This window comes from Agrobacterium tumefaciens, assembly GCA_025560025.1.
Lineage (GTDB): Bacteria > Pseudomonadota > Alphaproteobacteria > Rhizobiales > Rhizobiaceae > Agrobacterium.
On record CP048485.1, the window covers coordinates 250428 to 273067 of the forward strand.

The 22640-nt window shown below is 60.0% G+C and carries 19 protein-coding genes; 10 read left to right on the top strand and 9 right to left on the bottom strand.

What is annotated here, in order from left to right; translation table 11 throughout:
* Window positions 1-21: 21 nt before the first annotated feature.
* The 3 genes from FY152_01260 to FY152_01270 all read left to right on the top strand — a co-directional run bounded on the left by FY152_01260 (window position 22) and on the right by FY152_01270 (window position 3383).
* A complete protein-coding gene (locus FY152_01260; protein ID UXS30782.1) occupies window positions 22-1677 on the top strand; it encodes an alpha-glucosidase in 1656 nt (551 codons plus the stop codon).
* A 20-nt stretch (window positions 1678-1697) separates the two neighbouring features.
* The gene (gene ugpC / locus FY152_01265; GenBank protein UXS30783.1) at window positions 1698-2786 is read left to right on the top strand and encodes a sn-glycerol-3-phosphate ABC transporter ATP-binding protein UgpC; all 1089 of its coding nucleotides are present in this window, start codon (window positions 1698-1700) and stop codon (window positions 2784-2786) included.
* A 183-nt stretch (window positions 2787-2969) separates the two neighbouring features.
* Window positions 2970-3383, top strand: coding sequence for a hypothetical protein (locus FY152_01270; GenBank protein UXS30784.1), 414 nt, complete (start codon window positions 2970-2972; stop codon window positions 3381-3383).
* 22 nt (window positions 3384-3405) lie between these two features.
* Here the strand turns inward: FY152_01270 and FY152_01275 are convergent, their stop codons facing one another.
* The 6 genes from FY152_01275 to FY152_01300 all read right to left on the bottom strand — a co-directional run bounded on the left by FY152_01275 (window position 3406) and on the right by FY152_01300 (window position 11988).
* Window positions 3406-4770, bottom strand: a complete 1365-nt coding sequence (locus tag FY152_01275) for a bifunctional metallophosphatase/5'-nucleotidase (GenBank protein ID UXS30785.1) — start codon at window positions 4768-4770, stop codon at window positions 3406-3408.
* Window positions 4771-4986: 216 nt separating this feature from the next.
* Window positions 4987-6807: a phosphogluconate dehydratase gene (gene edd / locus FY152_01280; GenBank protein ID UXS30786.1), complete on the bottom strand. Its 1821-nt coding sequence runs from the start codon at window positions 6805-6807 to the stop codon at window positions 4987-4989.
* 124 nt (window positions 6808-6931) lie between these two features.
* Entirely contained in the window at window positions 6932-7630 is a 699-nt protein-coding gene (gene pgl / locus FY152_01285; GenBank protein ID UXS30787.1) for a 6-phosphogluconolactonase, read from the bottom strand.
* A 10-nt stretch (window positions 7631-7640) separates the two neighbouring features.
* Window positions 7641-9116, bottom strand: coding sequence for a glucose-6-phosphate dehydrogenase (zwf, locus tag FY152_01290; protein UXS30788.1), 1476 nt, complete (start codon window positions 9114-9116; stop codon window positions 7641-7643).
* 136 nt (window positions 9117-9252) lie between these two features.
* Window positions 9253-10539 (bottom strand): FAD-binding oxidoreductase, encoded by a 1287-nt coding sequence (locus FY152_01295; GenBank protein ID UXS30789.1) that lies wholly within the window; start codon window positions 10537-10539, stop codon window positions 9253-9255.
* 12 nt (window positions 10540-10551) lie between these two features.
* Window positions 10552-11988 (bottom strand): glutamine synthetase, encoded by a 1437-nt coding sequence (locus tag FY152_01300; protein UXS30790.1) that lies wholly within the window; start codon window positions 11986-11988, stop codon window positions 10552-10554.
* Between the two features lie 123 nt (window positions 11989-12111).
* On the opposite strand from FY152_01300, the gene FY152_01305 reads away from it, so the two are divergent.
* Window positions 12112-13296, top strand: coding sequence for an NAD(P)/FAD-dependent oxidoreductase (locus FY152_01305; GenBank protein UXS30791.1), 1185 nt, complete (start codon window positions 12112-12114; stop codon window positions 13294-13296).
* 313 nt (window positions 13297-13609) lie between these two features.
* Here the strand turns inward: FY152_01305 and FY152_01310 are convergent, their stop codons facing one another.
* A complete protein-coding gene (locus tag FY152_01310) occupies window positions 13610-13957 on the bottom strand; it encodes a hypothetical protein (GenBank protein ID UXS30792.1) in 348 nt (115 codons plus the stop codon).
* A gap of 85 nt (window positions 13958-14042) precedes the next feature.
* On the opposite strand from FY152_01310, the gene FY152_01315 reads away from it, so the two are divergent.
* Window positions 14043-14915, top strand: a complete 873-nt coding sequence (locus FY152_01315; protein UXS30793.1) for a LysR family transcriptional regulator — start codon at window positions 14043-14045, stop codon at window positions 14913-14915.
* Between the two features lie 13 nt (window positions 14916-14928).
* Here FY152_01315 and FY152_01320 read toward each other — a convergent pair whose 3' ends face one another.
* Window positions 14929-15186 (bottom strand): hypothetical protein, encoded by a 258-nt coding sequence (locus FY152_01320; protein ID UXS30794.1) that lies wholly within the window; start codon window positions 15184-15186, stop codon window positions 14929-14931.
* Window positions 15187-15270: 84 nt separating this feature from the next.
* The gene (gene aceA / locus FY152_01325; GenBank protein UXS30795.1) at window positions 15271-16560 is read right to left on the bottom strand and encodes an isocitrate lyase; all 1290 of its coding nucleotides are present in this window, start codon (window positions 16558-16560) and stop codon (window positions 15271-15273) included.
* A gap of 254 nt (window positions 16561-16814) precedes the next feature.
* Between aceA and FY152_01330 the strand changes: the two genes are divergently transcribed.
* The 5 genes from FY152_01330 to FY152_01350 all read left to right on the top strand — a co-directional run bounded on the left by FY152_01330 (window position 16815) and on the right by FY152_01350 (window position 22549).
* Entirely contained in the window at window positions 16815-18230 is a 1416-nt protein-coding gene (locus FY152_01330) for a helix-turn-helix domain-containing protein (protein ID UXS30796.1), read from the top strand.
* A 152-nt stretch (window positions 18231-18382) separates the two neighbouring features.
* Window positions 18383-19480 carry a polyamine ABC transporter substrate-binding protein gene (locus FY152_01335; GenBank protein ID UXS30797.1) on the top strand — a complete coding sequence of 366 codons (1098 nt, stop codon included), beginning with the start codon at window positions 18383-18385 and terminating at the stop codon, window positions 19478-19480.
* A 174-nt stretch (window positions 19481-19654) separates the two neighbouring features.
* Complete coding sequence (locus tag FY152_01340) at window positions 19655-20812, top strand: ABC transporter ATP-binding protein (protein ID UXS30798.1); 1158 nt, start codon at window positions 19655-19657, stop codon at window positions 20810-20812.
* Window positions 20813-20823: 11 nt separating this feature from the next.
* Window positions 20824-21732: an ABC transporter permease subunit gene (locus FY152_01345; protein UXS30799.1), complete on the top strand. Its 909-nt coding sequence runs from the start codon at window positions 20824-20826 to the stop codon at window positions 21730-21732.
* Window positions 21733-21736: 4 nt separating this feature from the next.
* Window positions 21737-22549 (top strand): ABC transporter permease subunit, encoded by an 813-nt coding sequence (locus FY152_01350; protein UXS30800.1) that lies wholly within the window; start codon window positions 21737-21739, stop codon window positions 22547-22549.
* Window positions 22550-22640 lie beyond the last annotated feature (91 nt).

Consider the following 22640-nt stretch of genomic DNA (forward strand, 5'->3'; position numbering starts at 1 on the left):
CATACCAGACAGGACACTTCCATGACCGCTTCGGTGACTTCCGCTTTGACGCCCAACAAGGACTGGTGGCGCGGCGCTGTTATCTATCAGATCTATCCGCGCTCCTATCAGGACTCCAATGGCGACGGCATTGGCGACCTCAAGGGCATCACCGACCGTCTGGCGCATATTGCCGGCCTTGGTGCCGATGCAATCTGGATTTCGCCCTTCTTCACCTCGCCGATGAAGGATTTCGGTTACGACGTCTCGAATTATATCGATGTTGATCCGATGTTCGGCACGCTTGCCGATTTCGACGGGCTGATTGCGGAGGCCCATCGCCTCGGTATCCGCGTCATGATCGACCTCGTCATGTCGCACACGTCGGACCAGCATCCGTGGTTCGTGGAAAGCCGCGCCAGCCGCAGCAATCCGAAATCGAACTGGTATGTCTGGTCGGATAGCAAGCCGGACGGCACGCCGCCCAATAACTGGCTGTCGATCTTCGGCGGTTCCGCCTGGCAGTGGGATCCGACCCGCATGCAATATTACATGCATAACTTCCTGACCTCGCAGCCGGACCTCAACCTGCATAATCCGGAAGTGCAGGAAGAGCTGCTGAACATCACCCGCTTCTGGTTGAAGCGTGGCGTCGATGGTTTCCGCCTCGACACCATCAATTTCTATTTCCATGACCTTGAGCTGCGCGACAACCCGGCGCTGGCGCCGGAGCGCCGCAATGCCTCCACCGCCCCGGCGGTCAATCCCTATAACTTCCAGGAGCATCTCTACGACAAGAACCGCCCGGAAAATATCGCCTTCCTGAAGCGCTTCCGCGCGGTGCTGGACGAGTTTCCGGATATCGCCGCCGTCGGCGAAGTCGGTGACAGCCAGCGCGGTCTCGAAATCGTCGGCGAATATACATCCGGCGATGACAAGATGCAGATGTGCTACGCCTTCGAATTCCTGGCGCCCGATGCGCTCACACCGCAGCGCGTCGCCGATGTGCAGGCGGATTTTGCAAAGGCCGCACCGGAAGGCTGGGCCTGCTGGGCCTTCTCCAACCACGATGTCGTGCGCCATGTCAGCCGCTGGGGCGAGCATGTCGAAGATAAGGACGCCTTCGCCAAGGTGCTTTCGGCGCTGCTGATGACGCAGCGCGGCTCCGTCTGCATCTATGAGGGCGAGGAGCTCGGCCTCACCGAAGCGGATATCGCTTTCGAAGATTTGCAGGATCCCTACGGCATCCAGTTCTGGCCGGAATTCAAGGGCCGCGACGGTTGCCGCACGCCGATGGTGTGGGATGCCGGTCATGCGCAGGCGGGCTTCTCGACGTCGGAAAAGACGTGGCTGCCCATTCCGGCCGAGCACAAGCAGCGCGCCGTCAGCGCCCAGCAGGGCAACGAGGCCTCGGTGCTGGAACACTACCGCCGTTTCCTGAGCTTCCGCAAAAAGCACCCCGCTTTTGCCAAGGGCGGCATCGAATTCCAGCCGGTTGAGGGCGAGGTGCTCAGCTACACCCGCACGCTCGGCAACGAAACCGTGCTTTGCCTCTTCAATCTGTCCGCAACGCCGGCAAAGGCCACGTTGCCGGAAGGGAACTGGGAGGTTCTCGAAGGCCACGGCTTTGCAGGCGGTCTTGAAGGCAGAAGCGTAGAACTTCCGGCATGGGGCGCATTCTTCGCCCGTTACGCCTGACAGATGAGGGAGGAACACCCATGACAAGTCTCGTTCTCAAGGATATCCGCAAATCATACGGGCAGGTGAAGGTCCTGCACGGCATCGATCTTCAGATCGAACAGGGCGAATTCATCGTTTTCGTCGGTCCCTCGGGCTGCGGAAAATCGACGCTGCTGCGCATGATCGCCGGTCTGGAGGAAATCACCGGCGGCGAGATGTATATTGACGGCCAGCTTGTCAATGAAATCCCGCCCTCGCGGCGGGGCATTGCCATGGTGTTCCAGTCCTATGCGCTTTATCCGCATATGACCGTCTATGACAACATGGCCTTCGGCATGAAGATCGCGAAAGAGAACAAGCAGGAGATCGACCGCCGCGTTCGCGCCGCCGCTGAAATCCTGCAACTGACGCAATATCTGGAGCGTCTGCCCAAGGCGCTCTCCGGCGGCCAGCGGCAGCGTGTCGCCATCGGCCGCGCCATTTGCCGCAATCCCAAGGTCTTCCTGTTCGATGAGCCCTTGTCGAACCTCGATGCGGCGCTGCGTGTCGCCACCCGCATCGAGATCGCCAAGCTCAACGAGCAGATGGCCGATACCACGATGATCTACGTCACCCACGACCAGGTGGAGGCGATGACGCTGGCGGATCGTATCGTCGTTCTGAATGCCGGTCGTGTGGAGCAGGTGGGTGCGCCGCTCGAACTTTACGAAAGGCCGGCCAATCTCTTCGTGGCGCGCTTCATCGGCTCGCCCGCCATGAACATCATCGCTGCAAAGATCACCGGAACGGGTGAGCGGACCTCAATCGAACTTGCCGGCGGCAAGACGCTCGCCGTTTATGTTCCCACGCCCGCAACCGAAAAGGGCAAGGCGGCAAGCTTCGGTGTGCGGCCGGAAGATCTGAGCATCGTCACCGGGGACGATTATCTTTTCGAGGGAAAAGTCGCGATCGTCGAGGCGCTCGGCGAAGTGACGCTGCTTTATCTCGAAGCGCCCAAGGGGCAGGAACCGATCATCGTCAAGGTGCCGGGCATCGTTTCCGTCGGCAAGGGTGAAACCCTGCGTTTTGCCGCACCGCAGGAAAAGCTTCATCTCTTCGACGCCGACGGCAAGACCTATCGCAGGTAATTGCCATCGATACCGAACCAAGCCCCGGAAAGCCTTTGTTCCGGGGTTTCCTCTGGCCTTTTTTGCCGCTGTGGAAAAACGTTGAAAATGTCCCGCTTCCGGTCTGTTTAAGCCTGCGCTGATATGAATTGTTAAAGACTATGGCCTAGTTTCTATCCATTGATAGAGCATGGGAGTCCGGGCGTGCAGAGCAGTGCGGGTGTCATCAGGAATAACTACCTGAGCAAGGAAGAATCCTTCATGTACGACCGCGAAAGCCGGTTTCGCATGGAAGATACCATGAATGCGGCGCGCATCGAATATACTGAAAAGGCCGTCATGCACATGGCGGCGCGGCGCTGCGACGTCATCCGCATCTCCCAGACGGAAGCCGTGCTGGCGCTGATAACGAAATACAATCTCCCCAACCAGTTCTATCTCGATATTCCCGACGCCCGTATCAGCAAAATCGGCTGCGTTCTGTTGCGCGTCAACGCGAACAACACCATCCACGTCCGCTTCCTGCGCATGCTGACGCAGAAGGAACTGGACCGCATCTTCGTGTTCAGCACGCATCCGGCGCATAGGGACCGGAAGCTGGATATCCGGTCGTTCTAAAATCAGATGATCGGCGACGGTCTTAAGAAAGCCCGCCCAAAACCGTCTGCTTCAGCTTCACATCCGGCACCTCGGTGAACGCAAGGTCGCTACGGCCGAAATAGGATTTCTGGTTGGTGGCGGACCAGTCGTTGCAGACCAGCTTGTAGCGCTCTTTCACTTCCGGCTTTTCCGGCATGGCGTAGAGATAGTCGCCGGTGCGTGCGGTGAGCGGAATGTCGCCGTCCTGATTGCAGCGCTTGAGGATTTGGGCGAGAGCCTCGCCATCCACTTCCGCCACCATCAACTTGCCGTCGAAACGCAGCGAGGCGTTGAAATCGTAACGCCGAATATCGCCTTCGGGCAGGCCGGCGCCAAACGAAGTGTGGCCGACGAAGCCGACATCCGCGCCGGTTTTTGCGGCGATGAGCTGCGCCACGTGGCGGCCCGCCTCATCGACGGTCATTGCCTTCGCGGATTTGCCGACGATTGCCCGTTCTTCTGCGGTCAGGTGCTTTTCGAGTGTCTGTTCGATCAGCGTCTTGAGAGCCGGGGAGGCGGGAGCGCTGCGATCGATCGTGACGGTCTCGATGGCCGCAGCCTTGCCGGGAGCCGCAATCGTCGCCACCGTCATGGAGGTGCACCATGAGCCGGTATGGACATAGCGGGTAGCGCCCTGTTCATGCACGAAGTTCAGATGGTCATGGCCACCCACCAGCAGGGTGCCGTCCGGCAGCAGCGGCAGTATATCGCGGTCGGCGACGACGCCGGCATGGCTGAGAACGATGTTGATCGCATCCGGTTTGACGATCCCAGGCAGATTGGCCTTCGCCCATTCGACCGGCTGCGGAATGTCCAGCATCTCGCGTGTGGCCTTCGGATAGGTGTTGATCGCATTGGTGGCGAGACCAGCCACAACGACCTTCCGTCCGCCGACGCTTACTTCGGCGCTGGCCGCCGCATAGGGTTTGCTGTTGCGCTTGTCGATGATGTTGGAAAGCACGGTGATGCCGAGCGCCTGCGCGCGGCTGACGAAATTGGCGAGATCATTGTCGATATCGGGCTCATGATTGCCGATATTGATAACGGTGGGGGCGAGTTTTGCGAGCGCTGCCAGGAATGTCCATTCGATCTCGCCGGCCGAACGCGCGGCCACGGCATTGCCGATCTCAAACAGGTCGCCGTTCAGCAAGATGATATGGGACGCCTTGTCGGCAGCGATGCGCGTTTCGATGGCTGCGAGAAGTTGGCCGATGCGCTCATAGGCCGAATGCAGGTCGGAGATGACGATTGCACGCAGCGCCACGTCCTGCGCCATCGCTGGCTTTGCAGCCACCATCAGCGGCAACAGGGCGGTGCCCGCCATAAGCTTCAGCACATCGCGGCGTTTGCTCGAGAAAATCGTCATGTCAGGCCCCATCATCCGAAACTGCACCGCCGTCCCGCGGCTGGCTGAGAAGGCCCTAAAGGGCGATCATCACAGCCGCATGACAAGTCTGACGTTTAAGGCATGGGAAATAAAGCGGTTTCTGCGCCAGCTCTCGGCGATGAGAGGTGCATTCAGGCGATGCCGCAAAGTGGGGTTGAAAGGCGAAAGCCGCACCCGGCCTTCGCCCATCAAAAATCAATGGAACAGGACGCTGGCGCCCTGATCGGCTGGACCGGCATTGCGGCGGAAGGGGGCGAAAAGCTCGCGGCCCATGCCCCATTCATTGCCGGAAAGATCGGCGCGCGCCGGTTCGCGTTTCGCCAGTTCAGCGGCCGAAACGAGCACTTCCAGCGTGCCTGAGATTGCGTCCAGACGGATGATGTCGCCATCGCGGATAAGCGAGATCGGGCCGCAATCGGAAGCTTCCGGCGTGACATGGATGGCGGCCGGCACCTTGCCGGAAGCGCCGGACATGCGCCCGTCGGTCACCAGGGCCACCTTGAAGCCGCGATCCTGCAGCACGCCGAGCGGCGGCGTCAGGCGGTGCAGCTCAGGCATGCCATTGGCCTTCGGCCCCTGGAAGCGGACGACGGCGATGAAGTCGCGGTTGAGCTTGCCATCCTTGAACGCGTCCTGAAGCTCCTGCTGGTCGTGGAACACGATAGCCGGCGCTTCGATGATGTGGCGTTCCGGCTTGACGGCGGAAATCTTGATAACCGATTTGCCGAGATTGCCCGTCAGCATCTTCAGTCCGCCGGTCGGCTGGAACGGGGTCTCGATGCTGGAAAGCACCTTCGGATCGTGGCTTTGCTCGGGCGAGGGCTGGCGGGTGACGGCGCCCTTTTCATCGAGCTTCGCATCCACGGTATAAGCTGAGAGGCCCTGTCCGAAGACGGTGCGCACATCATCATGCACGAAGCCCTGTTTCAAAAGCTGCTTGATAAGGAAGCCCATGCCGCCGGCGGCGTGGAAGTGGTTCACATCGGCAAGACCGTTGGGGTAAACGCGGGCGAGCAGCGGCACGATGTCGGAAAGATCGGAAATATCCTGCCAGGTGAGGATGATACCGGCGGCGCGCGCCATGGCGATCAGATGCATGGTGTGGTTGGTGGAACCACCCGTCGCATGCAGGCCGACGACGCCGTTGACGACGGATCTTTCATCGATCATCTCGCCTGCCGGCGTGAATTCATTGCCCTGCGCGGTAATCGCCAGCGCCCGCTTCGTTGCCTCGCGCGTCAGCGCATCGCGCAGCGGCGTGCCGGGATTGATGAAGGAGGAACCGGGCATGTGGAAACCCATGATTTCCATCAGCATCTGGTTGGAATTGGCGGTGCCGTAGAAGGTGCAGGTGCCGGGGCCGTGATAGGATTTGGATTCCGCTTCCAGGAGTTCGGCGCGGCCGACCTTGCCTTCGGCATAAAGCTGGCGGATGCGGGATTTCTCGTCATTCGGCAGGCCGGATGTCATCGGGCCGGCGGGAACGAAGACGGCGGGCAGATGGCCGAAGGCGAGGGCGGCAATGACGAGACCGGGTACGATCTTGTCGCAGACACCGAGATAGACGGCGGCGTCGAACATGTTGTGCGACAGGCCGATGCCGGCCGCCATGGCGATGGCGTCGCGGGAAAACAGCGAAAGTTCCATGCCGGGCTGGCCTTGCGTCACGCCATCGCACATGGCGGGAACCGCGCCTGCCACCTGCGCTATGCCGCCCGCTTCTTTGGCCGCATCGCGGATGATCGCCGGGAAAGTCTCATAGGGCTGGTGCGCCGAGAGCATGTCGTTATAGGCGGTGATGATGCCGAGATTGGGAACCCGGTCGCCGGCAAGGATGTCCTTGTCGGCGGGGGAACAGACCGCAAATCCATGCGCGAGATTGCCGCAGGAAAGCACGGAGCGGTGAACGCCTTTTGAGACCTGCAGCCGCAGCCGCTCGAGATAGGTCTCGCGGTAAGGCTTGGAACGTTCGACGATGCGGGCGGTGATGGCCTGAATGCGGGAATCGGCGGACATGGGCGTTCATCCTGTTCGTTGGTCGGCAACCGGCGTTCCGGGAGGTGAACGGCCGGTTGTCGTGTTTCGGTATTCATGTCTTCGGGGCGCTTTCGCAGGCCGCGGAGGCGGCAACCGCGTTGGCTTATGGCGCCCAGTATATATCCACGGGCGTTTCAGCGCGATTCAGCACGGCGCGGATCGGCATTTCATCCTCATCCTCGCCCGACTGTGCTTTTTCCAGCGTCGCCTTCTTGGCAGCACCTTCGATATGCAGCACCAGAAACTCGGCATCGTGCAGGCTGGAGAAGTTGAAGGTCAACCGCTCCTCTCCCGCATTCTCCGCCGCCATGGTCAAAACGCCGCGCGGTTCATCGAGGTCCAGCGCTTCGTAGAGATTGTCTCCACCGGGGAAAAACGATGCCGTGTGGCCATCCGTTCCCATGCCGAGAATGACGACATCGAAGGGATCGCAGATCGCCTCGGTCTTGACGGTCGCAAGCGTCGCGGCGTCTTCCGGCGAGGCCGCCGGTTGGAACAACGGCACGAAATAGGCCGACTTCGCCTTGTCCTGCAAAAGGTTCTCGGCAACGAGGCGGTGGTTCGAACGGTCGCTTTCCGGCGGCACGAAACGCTCGTCCACCAGCGTCACGCTGATATTGGGCCAGTCGAGATCGTGTTTGGAAAGCGCCTGAAAGAACAGCTTCGGTGTCGAACCGCCGGAGACGGCAATGCTTGCCGCGCCGCGATTCTTCGTTGCCGCATCAAGGCGTTTTGCAACCTCCGCCGAAAGAGCGGTTGCCAGTTCGGCGGCGGTGTCGAAGACGTGGATCGTTTCGCTCATCGCCAGGCCCTCAATCGGCATCGTGCCAGGTGCGGCCGTCGCGCTCGATCAGCGCAATGGAACCGCTCGGGCCCCAGGTTCCGGCAGTGTAACCCTGCACGCCCTGCGCCAGATCTTCCCAGCTCTTGAGAATGGGATCGACCCAATCCCACGCCGCTTCCACTTCGTCGCGGCGCATGAACAGCGTCTGGTTGGAGCGGATCGTGTCCATCAACAGCCGCTCATAGGCATCCGGGCTGCGCACGTTGAAGGCTTCGGCAAAGCTCATGTCCAGCGAGACCTGACGCAGACGCATGCCGCCCGGGCCGGGGTCCTTGATGAGGAGCGACTGCTTGACGCCTTCGTCCGGCTGCAGGCGGATGACCAGCTTGTTGGCCTCAATCTTGCCGGCCGCATCGTCGAAGATCGAATGCGGGATCTGCTTGAAGGTGACGACGATTTCCGAAACGCGGGTCGCGAGGCGTTTTCCGGTGCGGATGTAGAAGGGAACGCCGGCCCAGCGCCAGTTGGCGATTTCAGCCTTGATGGCGACGAAGGTTTCGGTGTTGGAAACGCCGCCTTCCAGCTCTTCCAGATAGCCCTTGACCGGGCCGCCTGCGGAAGCGCCGGCGCGATACTGGCCGCGAACCGTCTGCTTTTCGACATTGCTGGTGTCGATCGGCTTCAGCGAGCGCAGAACCTTGAGCTTTTCATCACGCACGGCTTCCGCATTCATGGATGCGGGCGGCTCCATGGCGACAAGGCAAAGCAGCTGCAGGATATGGTTCTGCACCATGTCGCGCAGTGCGCCGGCCTTGTCGTAATAACCGGCGCGGCCTTCAAGACCGACCGCTTCTGCAACCGTGATCTGCACATGGTCGATATGGGCGGAATTCCACAGCGGCTCATAAAGCGCATTGGCGAAACGCAGCGCCATCAGGTTCTGCACTGTCTCCTTGCCGAGATAGTGGTCGATACGGAAGATCTGCTCTTCCTTGAAGACGTGGCCGATGGTGTCGTTGAGTTCCTGCGCGGAAGCCAGATCGCGGCCGATCGGCTTTTCAACCACGATGCGGGTCGAGCGGGTGATGAGCTTGTGCTCGCGGATCTTGTCGGCAATATCGCCGAAAATGCCCGGGGCGACGGCCAGATAAAAGGCGCGCACGCGCTCCTTGCCCTCGTCCAGCAGCTTCTTCAGCACGTCCCAGCCATTGCTGCCCTTGGCATCAACAGGCACGTAGAAAAGCCTGTTCAGGAACACTGCAACCTGCGCATCGTCGTATTCGCCGGCCTTCAGGTGCTCCTTCAGCGCGTCCTGCGCGAATTTGCGATATTCCTCGTGGCTCATGACCGAACGCGACGCGCCGATGATGCGTGTCGGCTCCGTGAACTGGCCTTCGACCTGGCGGTGATAAAGCGCCGGCAGAAGCTTGCGCTCGGCAAGATCGCCCGTGCCGCCGAAAACGACACAATCAAAAGGTTCAACAGGAATGATCTGACTGCTCATATCGATTCTCTCGATCTTCAAAGGTTGGGGCATCAATAATCTAATCGATTTAAAAATGCCAGACTCAGTTATGTGAAATTATGAATTTTGGTGTCGCCCGGCCGTTTCGTTTCGGTAACTGGCTGTAAACATTATCCTAAAACCTATCCCGCAACGCGTACCAAGAGAGCGCCAGAAATAGCAGCGGCGCGCGCAGCGACGCCCCGCCGGGGAAGGCGGGCACCTTCAACTGCGCGAAGGGCGCCAGCATGTCCTTTTTGCCGAGAACGAGATCGGCATAGAGCTTGCCGCAATAATTCGACAGCATCACCCCATGGCCGGAATAACCGCCGATGGAGGTGACGCCCGGCATGACCTCGCGCACGAAGACTTTTCGCGGCAGGGTAATGCCGACGGAGCCGCCCCAGGAATGGGTAATTTCGACGGCTTTCAGCTCGGGATAGATTTCGGCGATCTGCCGGCGGATATGGCTGGAAATGTCACGCGGTGTATCGGCCGTATAGGCTTCGCGCCCGCCGAACAGCAGGCGGTTGTCGGCTGTCTTGCGGAAATAGCGCACCACGAAGCGGGAGTCGGCAACGGCTTCCTTGCCGGGAATGATGTCGGGATAGGCGTCGAGCGGTGCGGTGGCGCCGATAAAGGAGCGGATGGGCATGATATGGGCCGCGGTCACCGGTTCCAGATTGCCGATATAGGCATTGGTCGCGATCAGCACCCGCGTCGCGGTGATCGTGCCCGAGGGTGTTTCGATGATGGTCTTGCCGCCCGCCTGGCGGATGGATTGCGCCGGCGTCATTTCGTAAATGCCGGCACCCGCATCTTTCGCCGCTTTTGCCAGCCCGACCAGCAGTTTCAGCGGATGGATATGGCCGGTGCCGGTATCGCGCGTGCCGCCGAAATAATGGGTGGACCCCACACGTTTGCGCGCTTCTCCGCGTTCCATGTAGGAAATATGCGGATAGCCATAACGATTATTCATCGCATCGACGCTTCTGCGATAATCGTCCTCATAGGCAGCCTTGTGCGCCACATAGAGCTGCCCCGGCAGATATTCCATGTCGATGCCGCGGCGGCTGGCAAAGTCACGCACGTAATTCTTGGCGTTCTCGGCAATATCGAACAAAAGCTTCGATTGCTCGAAGCCGATCTCGCCTTCCATCTCGTCCGGAAAGGAGCGCTGCCCGGTGCCGAATTGCCCGCCATTGCGGCCAGAAGCGCCATCGCCGAAGCGATGCGCTTCGATCAGGGCGACGGAGACACCGTTTTCGGCGAGGTTACAGGCGGCCTGGAGGCCGGTATAACCGCCGCCGATAATGGCGACATCCGCTTCTCTCGATCCGTCGAGGGCGGGATAGTCCGGCCGCTCGCCGACTGTTGCCTGATACCAGGAAATTCCCGGCGCAATCGGGCTTTGCCATGTCATGCTGCGAACCCCTTACACGTTGAGAAGCAGGAATTCCCGCTCCCAGGGGCTGATGACCTGCATGAAGGTCTCGAACTCCCCACGTTTCAGGCCGGCATAGAGGCCGACGAATTCATGGCCGAACACCCGGTCGAACTGTTCTTCGCCTTCCAGCAGCGCGACCGCCTCAAGGAGCCCGCGCGGCAGGTCGATGGAGCCTTCATTGGCCGTATCGGCGGTGGGTTCTGTCGGTTCGATATTGTTGACGATACCGAGCCAGCCGCAGCCGAGCGAAGCGGCAAGCGCAAGGTAAGGATTGGCGTCCGAGCTCGGCAGGCGGTTTTCGACGCGCCGCGCCTGCGGGCCGGAAATCGGCACGCGGAAGGCGGTGGTGCGGTTGTCGTAACCCCAGGCATTGTTGACCGGGCAGGCCATGTCGGGCGTCAGGCGGCGATAGGAATTCACATAGGGCGCGAGCATGACGAGCGCGTTCGGCACATAACGCTGCATGCCGCCCACGAAAGCGAAGAACTCCTTGGAAGGGCCGCCATCCTTGTTGGAGAAAATATTGCGGCCGCTGTCGATCTCCACCACCGACTGGTGGATATGCATGGCCGAACCCGGCTGGCCCTGCATCGGCTTAGCCATGAAGGTGGCGTAAATGCCGTGTTTCAGCGCCGCTTCGCGGATGGTGCGCTTGAACAGGAATACCTGGTCGGCAAGCTCGATCGGGTCGCCATGGCGCAGGTTGATCTCCAGCTGTGCAGGGCCTTCCTCGTGGATCAGCGTATCGATCTCGAGGCCCTGCTTTTCGGAGAAGTGATAGATGTCGTCGATCAGCTCGTCGAATTCGTTGATGCCGGCGATGGAATAGCTCTGCCCGCCGACGATGGAGCGGCCTGATCGACCCTTCGGCGGATGCAGGGGATAGTCCGGGTCGTCATTCATGGCGACGAGGTAAAATTCGATTTCCGGCGCGACAACCGGCTTCCAGCCCTTTTCGGTATAGAGCGAAAGCACGTTTTTCAGCACGTTGCGCGGCGTATAGGGAACGAAATTGCCCTCGGCGTCCACGACGTCGCAGATCACCTGCGCGGTCGGGTCGCTCTCCCACGGTACGACGGAAAGGGTGGAAAGATCAGGCACCAGCTTCAGATCGCTGTCGCGCGGCTCATAGCGGAAGTTTGCTGTCTCGTCAGGATATTCGCCTGATATCGTATGGCGGTAGAGTGCGGATGGCAAAGCAAGCGAGGTATCCCCCGTAAACTTCGCCGTCGGCATCATCTTGCCGCGCGCAACGCCGGCAAGATCGGGGGTGATGCATTCGATGTCCTCGATACCGCGCGCCCTCAACCATTGCGCGGCTTCGCGCCAGGAGGAAACGCCACGGGTGGAGGAAAGGTCGAGGGGAGGTGTCTTTGCCATGGTTGCCTGTTTCTTCGGGCGGAGCATGGTTTTCTTCGGGGGCATGTATCACCGGGTCTGTGTTTCGACTGGCGCCATCATAACCGGAGTTTGGCAATTGGCGAGGGGGAAAGCGCCATTGACAAGCGGCGGCACTTCGAAAAGAGGAGAGGAAACGGATCGGATGGAATGATGACAGAGAAATGTGACGTGCTGATTTTGGGGGCGGGCGCCGCCGGCATGATGTGCGCCATCCGCGCCGGCCAGCGCGGCCGCTCCGTCGTCATTCTAGACCATGCGAAAGCGCCGGGCGAAAAGATCCGCATCTCCGGCGGCGGCCGCTGCAACTTCACCAATATCCATGCCGGGCCGAAGAATTATCTCTCCGCCAATCCGCATTTCGCCAAATCCGCACTCGCCCGTTATACACCGCGCGATTTCATCGCCCTTGTCGAGAAACACCGCATCGCCTGGCACGAAAAAACGCTCGGCCAGCTCTTTTGCGATGACAGTGCCAAGGACATCATCCGCATGCTGCTTGGCGAAATGCAGGCGGTGAATGCGAAGCTGCGGCTCGAAACGTCTGTTTCGGCCGTCACCCATGATGGCGCCCGTTTTCGCGTCACGACATCCGGCGGCGTCATCGAGGCGGAAAGCCTCATTGTGGCGACGGGCGGCAAATCGATCCCGAAAATGGGGGCGACGGGTTTTGCCTATCAGATCGCCGAACAATTCGGCCTCAAACTCATCGAGACGCGTCCGGGCCTCGTGCCGCTGACACTCGATCCCGCCTTGCTGGAAAAGCTGAGCCCGCTTGCCGGTGTGGCGGTTCCAGCCGAGGTCTATCACGGCAAGACCTCGTTTGAGGAAGCGCTGCTCTTCACCCATCGCGGCTTGAGCGGTCCTTCCATCCTGCAAATCTCCTCCTACTGGCGTGAAGGCGATGCCATCCGCCTGAAGCTTGAGCCGCATCGCGATATAGCTGCGCTGCTGAAGCAGGCGAAACAGAAGAACGGTCGCCAGTCGCCCCAGACGGCCCTGTCGGAAATCCTGCCGAAGCGTCTTGCCCAATACGTCGTCGAACAATCCGGCCTCGCCGGCCATCTGGCGGATATGTCCGACAAGGCTTTGGCAAAGCTGGCGGGCGAGGTACAGGACTGGCAGATCAAGCCCGCCGGTTCGGAGGGTTATCGCACGGCGGAAGTCACGCTCGGCGGCGTGGACACAACCGGCCTCGATTCCCGCAGCATGGCGGCGAAATCCTTGCCCGGCCTCTATTTCATCGGCGAATGTGTTGATGTGACCGGCTGGCTCGGCGGTTATAATTTCCAGTGGGCCTGGGCGTCCGGGCAGGCGGCCGGCGAATTCGCGTGATACGGTCTCGGACTGTTGAAGTATTCTCTCTTCCGTCATTCCGGCCTTGAGCCGGAATCCAGCAACGGCGCGTCTGCGCCGTGAGAAGAGTCTCTTGCGATCAAGGATTTGATCGCGCTGGACCCCGGATCTAGTCCGGGGTGACGGCGTGCGGATGCGACCTGTTCGCCGACTTCATTTCCAGTTGGTAGAGTTTGTGGTTCTGCCTCGCCCTTTAACATTCTGTTAACGGGCGCGGAGTCATCCTGAGTGAATGCCAGCAAAGCCGGTTTACTCAAGTGATCCCGCTGCACATGATGTCCTGCTGGAGGCCTTAACAGGGCATGGGTCGGTTGAGTTTTTCGTCAGGAACCCGCGCATGAACAGATTTGCACATCGCCGCCCTCGCGCCATTGCCATCGCTCGCACTGACAACGAGAGCCGACAACTGGCCTTTCGCCTGAGCCTCATCGCCGCCGGTGCTCTGGCAGCCCTGATCGCCCTCTTTTACTGATCGGCGGCCCTTCGCTTTTATCAAGCTGATGAGCGCGCTGAAAAGCCGCCATGGCCGAGATGCCTCGGCCATATCAGTATAAAACTTCTCTTCCTGCAAAACGGCTTCGCGCCGCGTGCGCGGCTGCTGGTTTTCGATGATGGCCCGGGCTGCAAAAATCGCGTGCATGTCGCTCTCCTTCTAATGCGGAGGGCCATGATGCGCGCCGTTTTTTGATTTATCTGCGCAAGAAAATGCGCTACCTTTTTCACCCATGAAAAACGTCACCTGGGATTCCTACCAGCTTTTCCTCGATGTGTCACGCAGCGGCGGTCTGACGGGTGCTGCGGCGCTGACGGGTTTGAGTCCCGCGACGGTGGGGCGGCGCATGGTCGAGCTGGAGGAGCGTATCGGCAAGGCGCTGTTCCAGCGCAGCCAGACGGGATACGCCCTCACGGCGGATGGCCGCACGCTGTTTGATCGACTTCAGGCGATGGAGAATGCGGCAAGGGACATTGAGGGATGGCAGAAGGCGTCGTCGGCCTCGTCTGTGGTGCGTATTGCCGTCGGCACCTGGAACGCCTGGCTGCTGACCGGGAATTTCTCGGCCATCTGCACGGATCGCGACGATTTCCGCATCGATCTTTTCATTGCCGAACAGAGGGCGTCTCTGGCCCATCGCGAAAATGATATCGGCATTCGCGCTTTCGAACCGCAGGAAAAGAACCTTGCCGCCATCAGGACGGGGGAGGTGGCCTATGCTCCCTACAGGCTGCGCAACGCCGCCACTACCGTTGCTGATCGGTGGCTGGCGGTGGCGGAGGAAAACGCTATTTCAACCTATCTGCGCTGGCCGCATGAAAATCGTAACAACGAGATTGTGGTAACGGTGAACCGGCCGACGGCGCTTCTCGATCTGGTCCTGGCCGGGGCAGGGGTCGCCGTGCTTCCCTGTTTCGTGGGCGATGCCGATGCGCGCCTCGTTCGGGAAGGTGACGAGCTGGAGAGCCTTCGCCACAATCAATGGATCGTCATGAACAATGACGATCGCCACCGCCGAGATATCAGGACGGTGGCGGATCGGATGACCCGTCTGATCAAGAGCCATTCCGATCTGTATGCCGGGCGCAAGAGCCGCCCGGCATAGAAAGGAGGCCGTTTCAGGCGGCGGCATTTCCCTGCGCGACGATGACGGGGATAAGCAGATCCCCCCAGTTGCCGCCGCCGCCATGGTGGCGGGCCGAGCGGACCAACTCGACGGAAACGCCGGCCTCGACGGCTTTCATGACGGCCTGGTTAAGGCGGTGCAGATCGTTGGCCAGCATGCGGATGGCGGCCTGCTGATCCTGCGTCATGGCGGAGGACTGTTCCTCGGCGCGTTCCTTGACGTGGGTCTTGATGGGATTGTGGGCATTCATGGCATTTCTCCTCTCATTATTGGTTGGGGTTCTTGATCCGGTTTGCAAGCCCTTCCCGTCACCGGGAAGGGCAGTTTTTCGATTTTATTCGGCCGCCGGGCGGAACTGGTCGTGCTCGGTGGATTCCTTCATGGCTGTCGTTGACGACGTGCCGCCAGAGATTGCCAGAGACACGGCGTCGAAATAGCCGGTGCCGACTTCGCGCTGGTGCTTGGTGGCGGTGTAACCATTGGCCTCGGCTGCGAATTCCGCTTCCTGAAGCTCGGAATAGGCCGCCATCTGCCGGTCCTTGTAACCGCGCGCCAGTTCGAACATGCCGAAATTCAGCTGGTGGAAACCGGCAAGCGTGATGAACTGGAACTTGTAGCCCATCGCGCCCAGCTCGCGCTGGAACTTGGCAATCGTTGCGTCGTCGAGGTTCTTTTTCCAGTTGAACGACGGTGAGCAATTGTAAGCGAGCTTCTTGCCCGGATGCACCTTGTGCACGCCTTCCGCAAACCTGCGCGCCTGTTCGAGATCCGGCTTGGATGTTTCGCACCAGATCAGGTCGCAATAGGGCGCATAGGCAACCGCGCGGGCGATGCAGGGCTCAAGACCGTTCTTGACCTGATAGAAACCCTCGACGGTGCGGCCGGCATCGTAATCCACGAAGGGCTGGTCGCGCTCATCGATGTCGGAGGTCAGGAGCTTCGCGGCCTCCGCATCCGTGCGGGCGATAACAAGCGTCGGCACACCCATGACATCGGCCGCAAGCCGCGCCGCCGTCAGATTGCGGATATGCGCTGCCGTCGGGATCAGAACCTTGCCGCCGAGATGGCCGCATTTCTTTTCCGATGCCAGCTGGTCTTCATAATGAACACCCGCCGCACCTGCCTCGATGAAGGCCTTCATGATTTCGAAGGCGTTGAGCGGCCCGCCAAAACCGGCCTCCGCATCAGCAACGATCGGCGCGAACCAGGTGTCGACCGAAAGGCCCTTGCCCTCCGCCGTCTCGATCTGGTCGGCGCGCTGCAAAGTGCGGTTGATGCGCTTGGCAAGCTCCGGTGCGGCATTGGCGGGATAAAGCGACTGGTCCGGATACATGGCCGACGCTGTATTGGCATCCGCCGCAACCTGCCAGCCGGAAAGATAGATCGCCTTCAGCCCGGCGCGAACCATCTGCATGGCCTGGTTGCCGGAAAGCGCGCCGAGCGCGTTGACGAAATTTTCCTCGTTGATCAGCTTCCACAGCCGGTTCGCGCCCATCTCGGCAAGCGAATGGCGGATGTCGACGGAGCCGCGCAGCCGCTCCACGTCGGCGGCGGTGTAGGTGCGCTCGATGCCGTCGAAACGTCCCTGCGGTGCGCCCGGAACAAGTTTGTAAAAATCCGTCATACTTCTCTCTCCCATGATAAATGCGGTTTCTGTAACAGGCCATCTTCAACATCATGTGGCGCCGTTTGATGTGACTACATTTACATTTTTCGAGATTTGAGTACCAGAACAAACATAAAAACAGTGACTTGAAAGAGGTTATCCTGTAGAGTGCGTGACAGGGTGGAGATGTAAAATTGTAAATTTTGTAAAAGTCCTTCACCCCGCGAATTTGTAACAGACTTGTATGAGTCGCAGGCACGGGAGGCGAGGCGGTGTCGGAAAACAAGATTTTTGCAGGCCCGCGCGTGCGCCGCATTCGCAACGGTCTTGGGTTGACGCAGACGGCCATGGCCGAGGCACTGGCGATCTCGCCGTCCTATCTCAATCTCATAGAGCGCAACCAGCGGCCGCTGACGGTGCAGCTGCTTTTGAAGCTTGCCTCCGTCTACAAGGTCGATCTGGATGACCTGCAGGGCGAAAGCGCCGGTTCCGCCGGGCAGCTGCGTGAGGTCTTCGCCGATCCGTTGCTTTCGGGTGAAGTGCCATCACCGCAGGAACTGATCGAGGTTGCCGATGCCGCGCCCAATGCGGCAAGCGGTGTCCTCAAGCTTTATCGGGCCTATAGGGAGCAGGCGCAGCGCCTTTCCGACCTCTCCGATCTTCTGGCGCGGGAAGGGCATGAGACGGCACTCTCCTCCACACGCCTGCCGATTGACGAGGTGCGACATGTCTTTGAAAACCGGCCGGCCTATTTCCATGCCATCGATGCGGCGGCGGAAGAACTCCACAAACACCTGTCGGCGGGCGACGATCTCGCCTCCGGCCTTCGTGCATGGCTTCAGAAAAACCACGGCATCGTGGTCCGCACCCTGCCCGTTCATGCCATGCCAAATCTCAGGCGGCGTTATGACCGCCATTCGATGCGGCTGTTTTTATCCGAACGCCTGTCGCAGCCGGACCAATTGCGGGAAATGGCGATGGAGACCTGTCTTCTGGCGCTTCGCGAAGAAATCGGCACGGAGCTTGAAGGGCTTGGCCTGAAAGGGGAGGAGGCGAGGCGCATCGCCCGCTTCGAACTGGCGCGTTACGCCGCCCATGCGTTGATGATGCCCTATGGCGCATTCCTGAGCGCCGCCCAACGAGCCAGATATGACCTTGATGTCCTGCGCTCGCGCTTCAACGTTTCTTTCGAACAGGCTGCCAACCGCCTCGTCAGCCTGCAACGGCCGTCAGCCGCGGCGATCCCGTTTTTCCTGATGGAGATCGACAATGCCGGCAACCGTTTCCGCCTCGCGGGGGGCAGCGGTTTTCCAAGGGCGCGTTTTGGCGGCCTCTGTCCGCGTCTCAACATCCATGCCGCTTTTGCCCAGCCGGGACAGGTGCTGGTGGAAGCGGTGGAGATGCCGGATGGTGACGCTTTCCTGACCGTTTCGCGCACGCTGGAAGGTCCGCAGGCGGGTTTCGGTGAAAGGGTGAGGCGCACGGCCGTGCTTCTCGGCTGCGATCTCGCTCAGGCGGGAGAGACGGTCTATGGCGGCGCCGCTTCGGGTGCCGCGCCCGTCGCCGTCGGCCCCTCATGCCGGCTGTGCGAAAGGCAGGGCTGTCTGTCGCGGGCCGAAGCGCCGCTCACAAGGCCGCTCGGGCTCGATGAAATGGTGACCGGCCTCAGTGTTTTCGACTTCCAGTAGGTGTTTCCATTCGCTTTTTCCCGGCCGGAACACATTTGGTTGAAAATGCTGTGCTGCACATTTCCCGCTTGCTCCCTTCTGTTTTCCTTTCTAGTCTCTCCCAAAAAAGGGGATCACGCTCCCATCGTGAGGATGCGTAAACAGGAGACATCATGAAAAAGCGTTCGCTCCGTCTGACCTTGGCTCTCACCACTGCGCTCGTTGCGGCAGGCTCGGCAATGGCCCAGGAGAAGGTCGTCCACGTCTATAACTGGTCGGATTATATCGACGAATCGGTCCTTACGGATTTCACGAAGGAAACCGGCATCAAGGTCGTTTACGACGTGTTCGACAGCAACGAACTCGTGGAAACAAAGCTTCTGGCCGGTAGCTCCGGTTATGACGTGGTGGTGCCGACCGGCCCCTTCCTTGCCCGCCAGATCAATGCCGGCGTGTTCCAGAAGCTCGACAAGTCCAAGTTGCCGAATCTGAAGAACATGTGGCCTGAGGTTTCCGAGCGTCTGGCCAAATACGACCCCGGCAACGAATATGCCGTGAACTACATGTGGGGTACCACCGGCATCGGTTACAACGTCGCCAAGGTGAAGGCTGCCCTCGGCGATGTTCCGGTCGATAGCTGGGATATTCTGTTCAAGCCGGAAAATGCCGAAAAGCTCAAATCCTGCGGCATCAATATCCTCGATGCGTCGGACGAAACCTTCGCCATCGCCATGAATTATCTCGGCAAGAACCCCGACAGCAAGGAAACGGCCGATCTGGAAGCCGGCGGCGAGGTCTATTCGAAGATCCGTCCTTATGTGAAGACGTTCAATTCCTCCGCCTATATCGACGAACTGGCGAATGGCGACAGCTGCATCACCATCGGCTGGTCGGGTGACATCCTCCAGGCCAAGACCCGTGCCGAGGAAGCCAAGAATGGCGTCGAGGTGAATTACGTCATTCCGAAGGAAGGCACCTATATGTGGTTCGACAACCTTGCCATCCCGGCGGATGCCAAGAATGTCGAGGAAGCGCATGCCTTTATCAATTATCTGATGCGGCCGGAAGTCATCGCCAAGGCATCGAACTATGTTCAATATGCCAATGGCAACCTTGCCTCGCAGGCGCTGATGGACGAGTCCGTTTCCAAGAATCCCGCCGTTTATCCCGATGCCGAGACGATGAAGAAGCTCTTCACCATCTCGCCATACGGACCGAAGGAACAGCGTGTTTTGAACCGCGTCTGGACGCAGATAAAGACCGGCAGCTGACACCGCAGTCCGCTGGTTGAGAAACGGCCGGCGGGCCTGTTTCTCTGATGCTTTTGCCGGCAGGTCACTTCACCTGCCGGCGTTGCCCGCCCCAGGCATCCGACCGAAAAATATAAGCGGTTTTCGGTCCGATGCTCAAATCGACAAGACCAACGGGATTTGAGGGTAGGGTGCATGGCGAAAACTCTGGGGCCGGTCAAACGTAAATTCAGCCCGTGGGACAACCCCGATGCGGTGCCCTTCATCCGTTTTGAAAACGTCACCAAGCGTTTCGGCGATTTCGTCGCGGTCAACAATCTGACGCTCGATATTTACGAGCGCGAGTTCTTTTCGCTGCTCGGCCCTTCCGGTTGTGGCAAGACCACGCTGATGCGCATGCTGGCCGGTTTTGAGGAGCCGACGGAGGGCCGTATCCTGCTTCAGGGCAAGGATATTTCCGGCGTGCCGCCCTATAAGCGTCCCACCAACATGATGTTCCAGTCCTATGCGCTTTTCCCGCATATGTCGGTTGAAAAGAACATCGCCTTCGGGCTCGAACAGGACGGCCTGCCAAAAGCGGAAATCGCCTCGCGCGTCGAGGAGATGCTGCGGCTCGTCAAACTCAGTGAATTCGCCAAACGCAAGCCCAGCCAGCTTTCCGGCGGCCAGCGGCAGCGCGTGGCGCTCGCCCGGTCGCTTGCCAAGCGGCCGAAGGTGCTTCTTCTCGATGAGCCGCTCGGCGCGCTCGACAAGAAGCTGCGTGAGGAAACGCAATTCGAGCTGATGGACATTCAGACCAATCTCGGCCTCACCTTCCTGATCGTCACGCATGATCAGGAAGAGGCGATGACGGTGTCGGACCGGATTGCGGTGATGGACAAGGGCAATGTCGTGCAGGTGGCGACGCCGGCCGAGATTTACGAAGCGCCGAACACCCGCTACGTGGCTGACTTCATCGGTGACATCAATATTTTCGACGCCAGGGTTGTCGCCAACGCCTCGGATGTCGGCAAACCCGGTCTGGTGACGCTTGATTGCGATGGGCTGAAGGTTGCGGTGGAGCAGGAATGTGCTGCCGCAAACGGTAGTCAGGTGGCTTACGCCATCCGCCCGGAAAAAGTCCGCATCTCGCTCGACCAGCCCGCCGACAGCAGCGTCAATTCCGCCTATGGCGAGGTCTGGGATATTGGTTATCTCGGCGACTTCTCGGTTTTCATCGTCAAGCTTGCCGATGGCCGTGTCATCCGTGCCGCGCAGGCGAATGTCTCGCGTCTCGTCGATCGCCCGATCACCTTCGGCGATATGGTGTGGCTGAACTGGAAACCGGATTCAGGTCTTGTCCTGACACGCTGAGGGAGGCTTTCATGGCGATCACCACTCCCGAAAACCGGCAAAGCCCCTGGCGCTGGCTGGTCGTCGCGGTTCCCTATTTCTGGCTGCTGCTGTTCTTCGCAGCACCGTTTTTCATCATTCTCAAGATATCGCTGTCGGATACGGCAATCTCCATGCCGCCCTATACGCCGGTCTTCGAAGGGTTTTCGAAGCTCGGAGCGTTCTTCTCCGAACTGGATTTCGAAAACTACCTCTTCCTGACGGAAGACCCGCTTTACATCGACGCCTATCTGTCGTCGCTGCGCATCGCCTTCATCTCCACCTTCCTGTTGCTGCTGATCGGTTATCCCATGGCGCTTGCCATGGCGCGCGCGCCTTCAGCCGTGCGGCCGACGCTGGTGATGCTGGTGATCCTGCCGTTCTGGACCTCGTTCCTGATCCGCGTTTACGCCTGGATCGGCATTCTGAAGCCGGAAGGCCTGTTGACGGTGCTGTTCCAATGGCTCGGTTTTCTCGGACCCGACCAGCAGGTCAATATCTTCCGCACCGAGACGGCGATCTTCATCGGCATCGTTTATTCCTATCTGCCCTTCATGGTGCTGCCACTCTATTCGGCGCTGGAAAAGCTGGACAATACGCTGCTGGAAGCGGCGGCCGATCTCGGCTGCCCGCCATGGAAGGCCTTCTGGAAGATTACTTTCCCGCTGTCGCTGCCGGGCGTCGTCGCCGGCTCGATGATCTGCTTCATTCCGATAACAGGGGAATTCGTCATTCCCGATCTGCTTGGCGGCGCGCAGACGCTGATGATCGGCAAGACGCTGTGGACGGAATTCTTCGGCAACCGCGACTGGCCATTGGCCTCCGCCGTCGCCGTGCTGCTGCTGCTATTGCTGGTGGTACCCATCGCCATCTTCCAGAACCAACAGAAGAAGGTGGGGTGAGGCCATGAAGCGCGGAAAATTCGACATCACCGTCCTCACCCTCGGTTTTGCCTTTCTTTATATCCCGATCATCATCCTGATCGTTTATTCCTTCAACGCTTCCAAGCTCGTCACCGTCTGGGGCGGCTTTTCCCTGCAATGGTACCGCTCCATGTGGTCCAACCAGGGGCTGATGGATGCCGCCTGGGTGACGCTGCGCGTCGGCATCCTCAGCGCCACCATCGGCACCATCCTCGGAACGCTGGCGGCGCTGTCGCTCACCCGCTTCGCGCGCTTCCCGGGACGCGTGCTGTTTTCCGGCATGATCTATGCGCCGCTCGTCATGCCTGAGGTCATCACCGGCCTGTCGCTGCTGCTCCTGTTCGTGGCCGTCGGGGTGGATCGCGGTTTCTGGACGGTGGTCATCGCCCATACGACTTTCACCATGTGTTACGTGGCGATCGTCGTGCAGTCGCGCCTGTTGACCTTCGATCGGAGTCTGGAGGAGGCGGCGCTCGATCTCGGCTGCCCGCCGGTCAAGACGTTCTTCCGTATCACCCTGCCGCTGATCTTCCCCGCCGTCATCGCCGGCTGGATGCTGGCCTTCACCCTGTCGCTCGACGATCTCGTGATCGCCAGCTTCGCAACCGGCCCCGGCGCAACCACGCTGCCGATCAAGATCTATTCCCAGGTTCGCCTCGGCGTGACGCCGGAAATCAACGCGATCTGCACGATCCTCATCGGCCTCGTCACCATCGGCGTGATTGTCGCTTCCATCGCCTCCAAACGCACCGAGCTCCAGCGGATGAGGGACGAGCACGCGGCCGCGCGCCACTGATGGAATGGTCCGTTTCGATTTCTGCGCGTTACTGTTGTAATCGCAAGGAAATTAGAAACTCATAATTTAATTTTGGGCCTCTAAGGTCTAA

Excerpts from the sequence above, each read along its gene's own strand:
- FY152_01350 (UXS30800.1), top strand. The coding sequence starts at position 21,737 with ATGAAGCGCGGAAAATTCGACATCACCGTCCTCACCCTCGGTTTTGCC.
- zwf (UXS30788.1), bottom strand. The coding sequence starts at position 9,116 with ATGAGCAGTCAGATCATTCCTGTTGAACCTTTTGATTGTGTCGTTTTC.
- FY152_01305 (UXS30791.1), top strand. The coding sequence starts at position 12,112 with ATGATGACAGAGAAATGTGACGTGCTGATTTTGGGGGCGGGCGCCGCC.
- ugpC (UXS30783.1), top strand. The coding sequence starts at position 1,698 with ATGACAAGTCTCGTTCTCAAGGATATCCGCAAATCATACGGGCAGGTG.
- FY152_01335 (UXS30797.1), top strand. The coding sequence starts at position 18,383 with ATGAAAAAGCGTTCGCTCCGTCTGACCTTGGCTCTCACCACTGCGCTC.
- FY152_01340 (UXS30798.1), top strand. The coding sequence starts at position 19,655 with ATGGCGAAAACTCTGGGGCCGGTCAAACGTAAATTCAGCCCGTGGGAC.
- aceA (UXS30795.1), bottom strand. The coding sequence starts at position 16,560 with ATGACGGATTTTTACAAACTTGTTCCGGGCGCACCGCAGGGACGTTTC.
- FY152_01345 (UXS30799.1), top strand. The coding sequence starts at position 20,824 with ATGGCGATCACCACTCCCGAAAACCGGCAAAGCCCCTGGCGCTGGCTG.
- FY152_01260 (UXS30782.1), top strand. The coding sequence starts at position 22 with ATGACCGCTTCGGTGACTTCCGCTTTGACGCCCAACAAGGACTGGTGG.
- pgl (UXS30787.1), bottom strand. The coding sequence starts at position 7,630 with ATGAGCGAAACGATCCACGTCTTCGACACCGCCGCCGAACTGGCAACC.
- FY152_01320 (UXS30794.1), bottom strand. The coding sequence starts at position 15,186 with ATGAATGCCCACAATCCCATCAAGACCCACGTCAAGGAACGCGCCGAG.
- FY152_01315 (UXS30793.1), top strand. The coding sequence starts at position 14,043 with ATGAAAAACGTCACCTGGGATTCCTACCAGCTTTTCCTCGATGTGTCA.
- FY152_01300 (UXS30790.1), bottom strand. The coding sequence starts at position 11,988 with ATGCCCCCGAAGAAAACCATGCTCCGCCCGAAGAAACAGGCAACCATG.
- FY152_01310 (UXS30792.1), bottom strand. The coding sequence starts at position 13,957 with ATGCACGCGATTTTTGCAGCCCGGGCCATCATCGAAAACCAGCAGCCG.
- FY152_01275 (UXS30785.1), bottom strand. The coding sequence starts at position 4,770 with ATGACGATTTTCTCGAGCAAACGCCGCGATGTGCTGAAGCTTATGGCG.
- edd (UXS30786.1), bottom strand. The coding sequence starts at position 6,807 with ATGTCCGCCGATTCCCGCATTCAGGCCATCACCGCCCGCATCGTCGAA.
- FY152_01295 (UXS30789.1), bottom strand. The coding sequence starts at position 10,539 with ATGACATGGCAAAGCCCGATTGCGCCGGGAATTTCCTGGTATCAGGCA.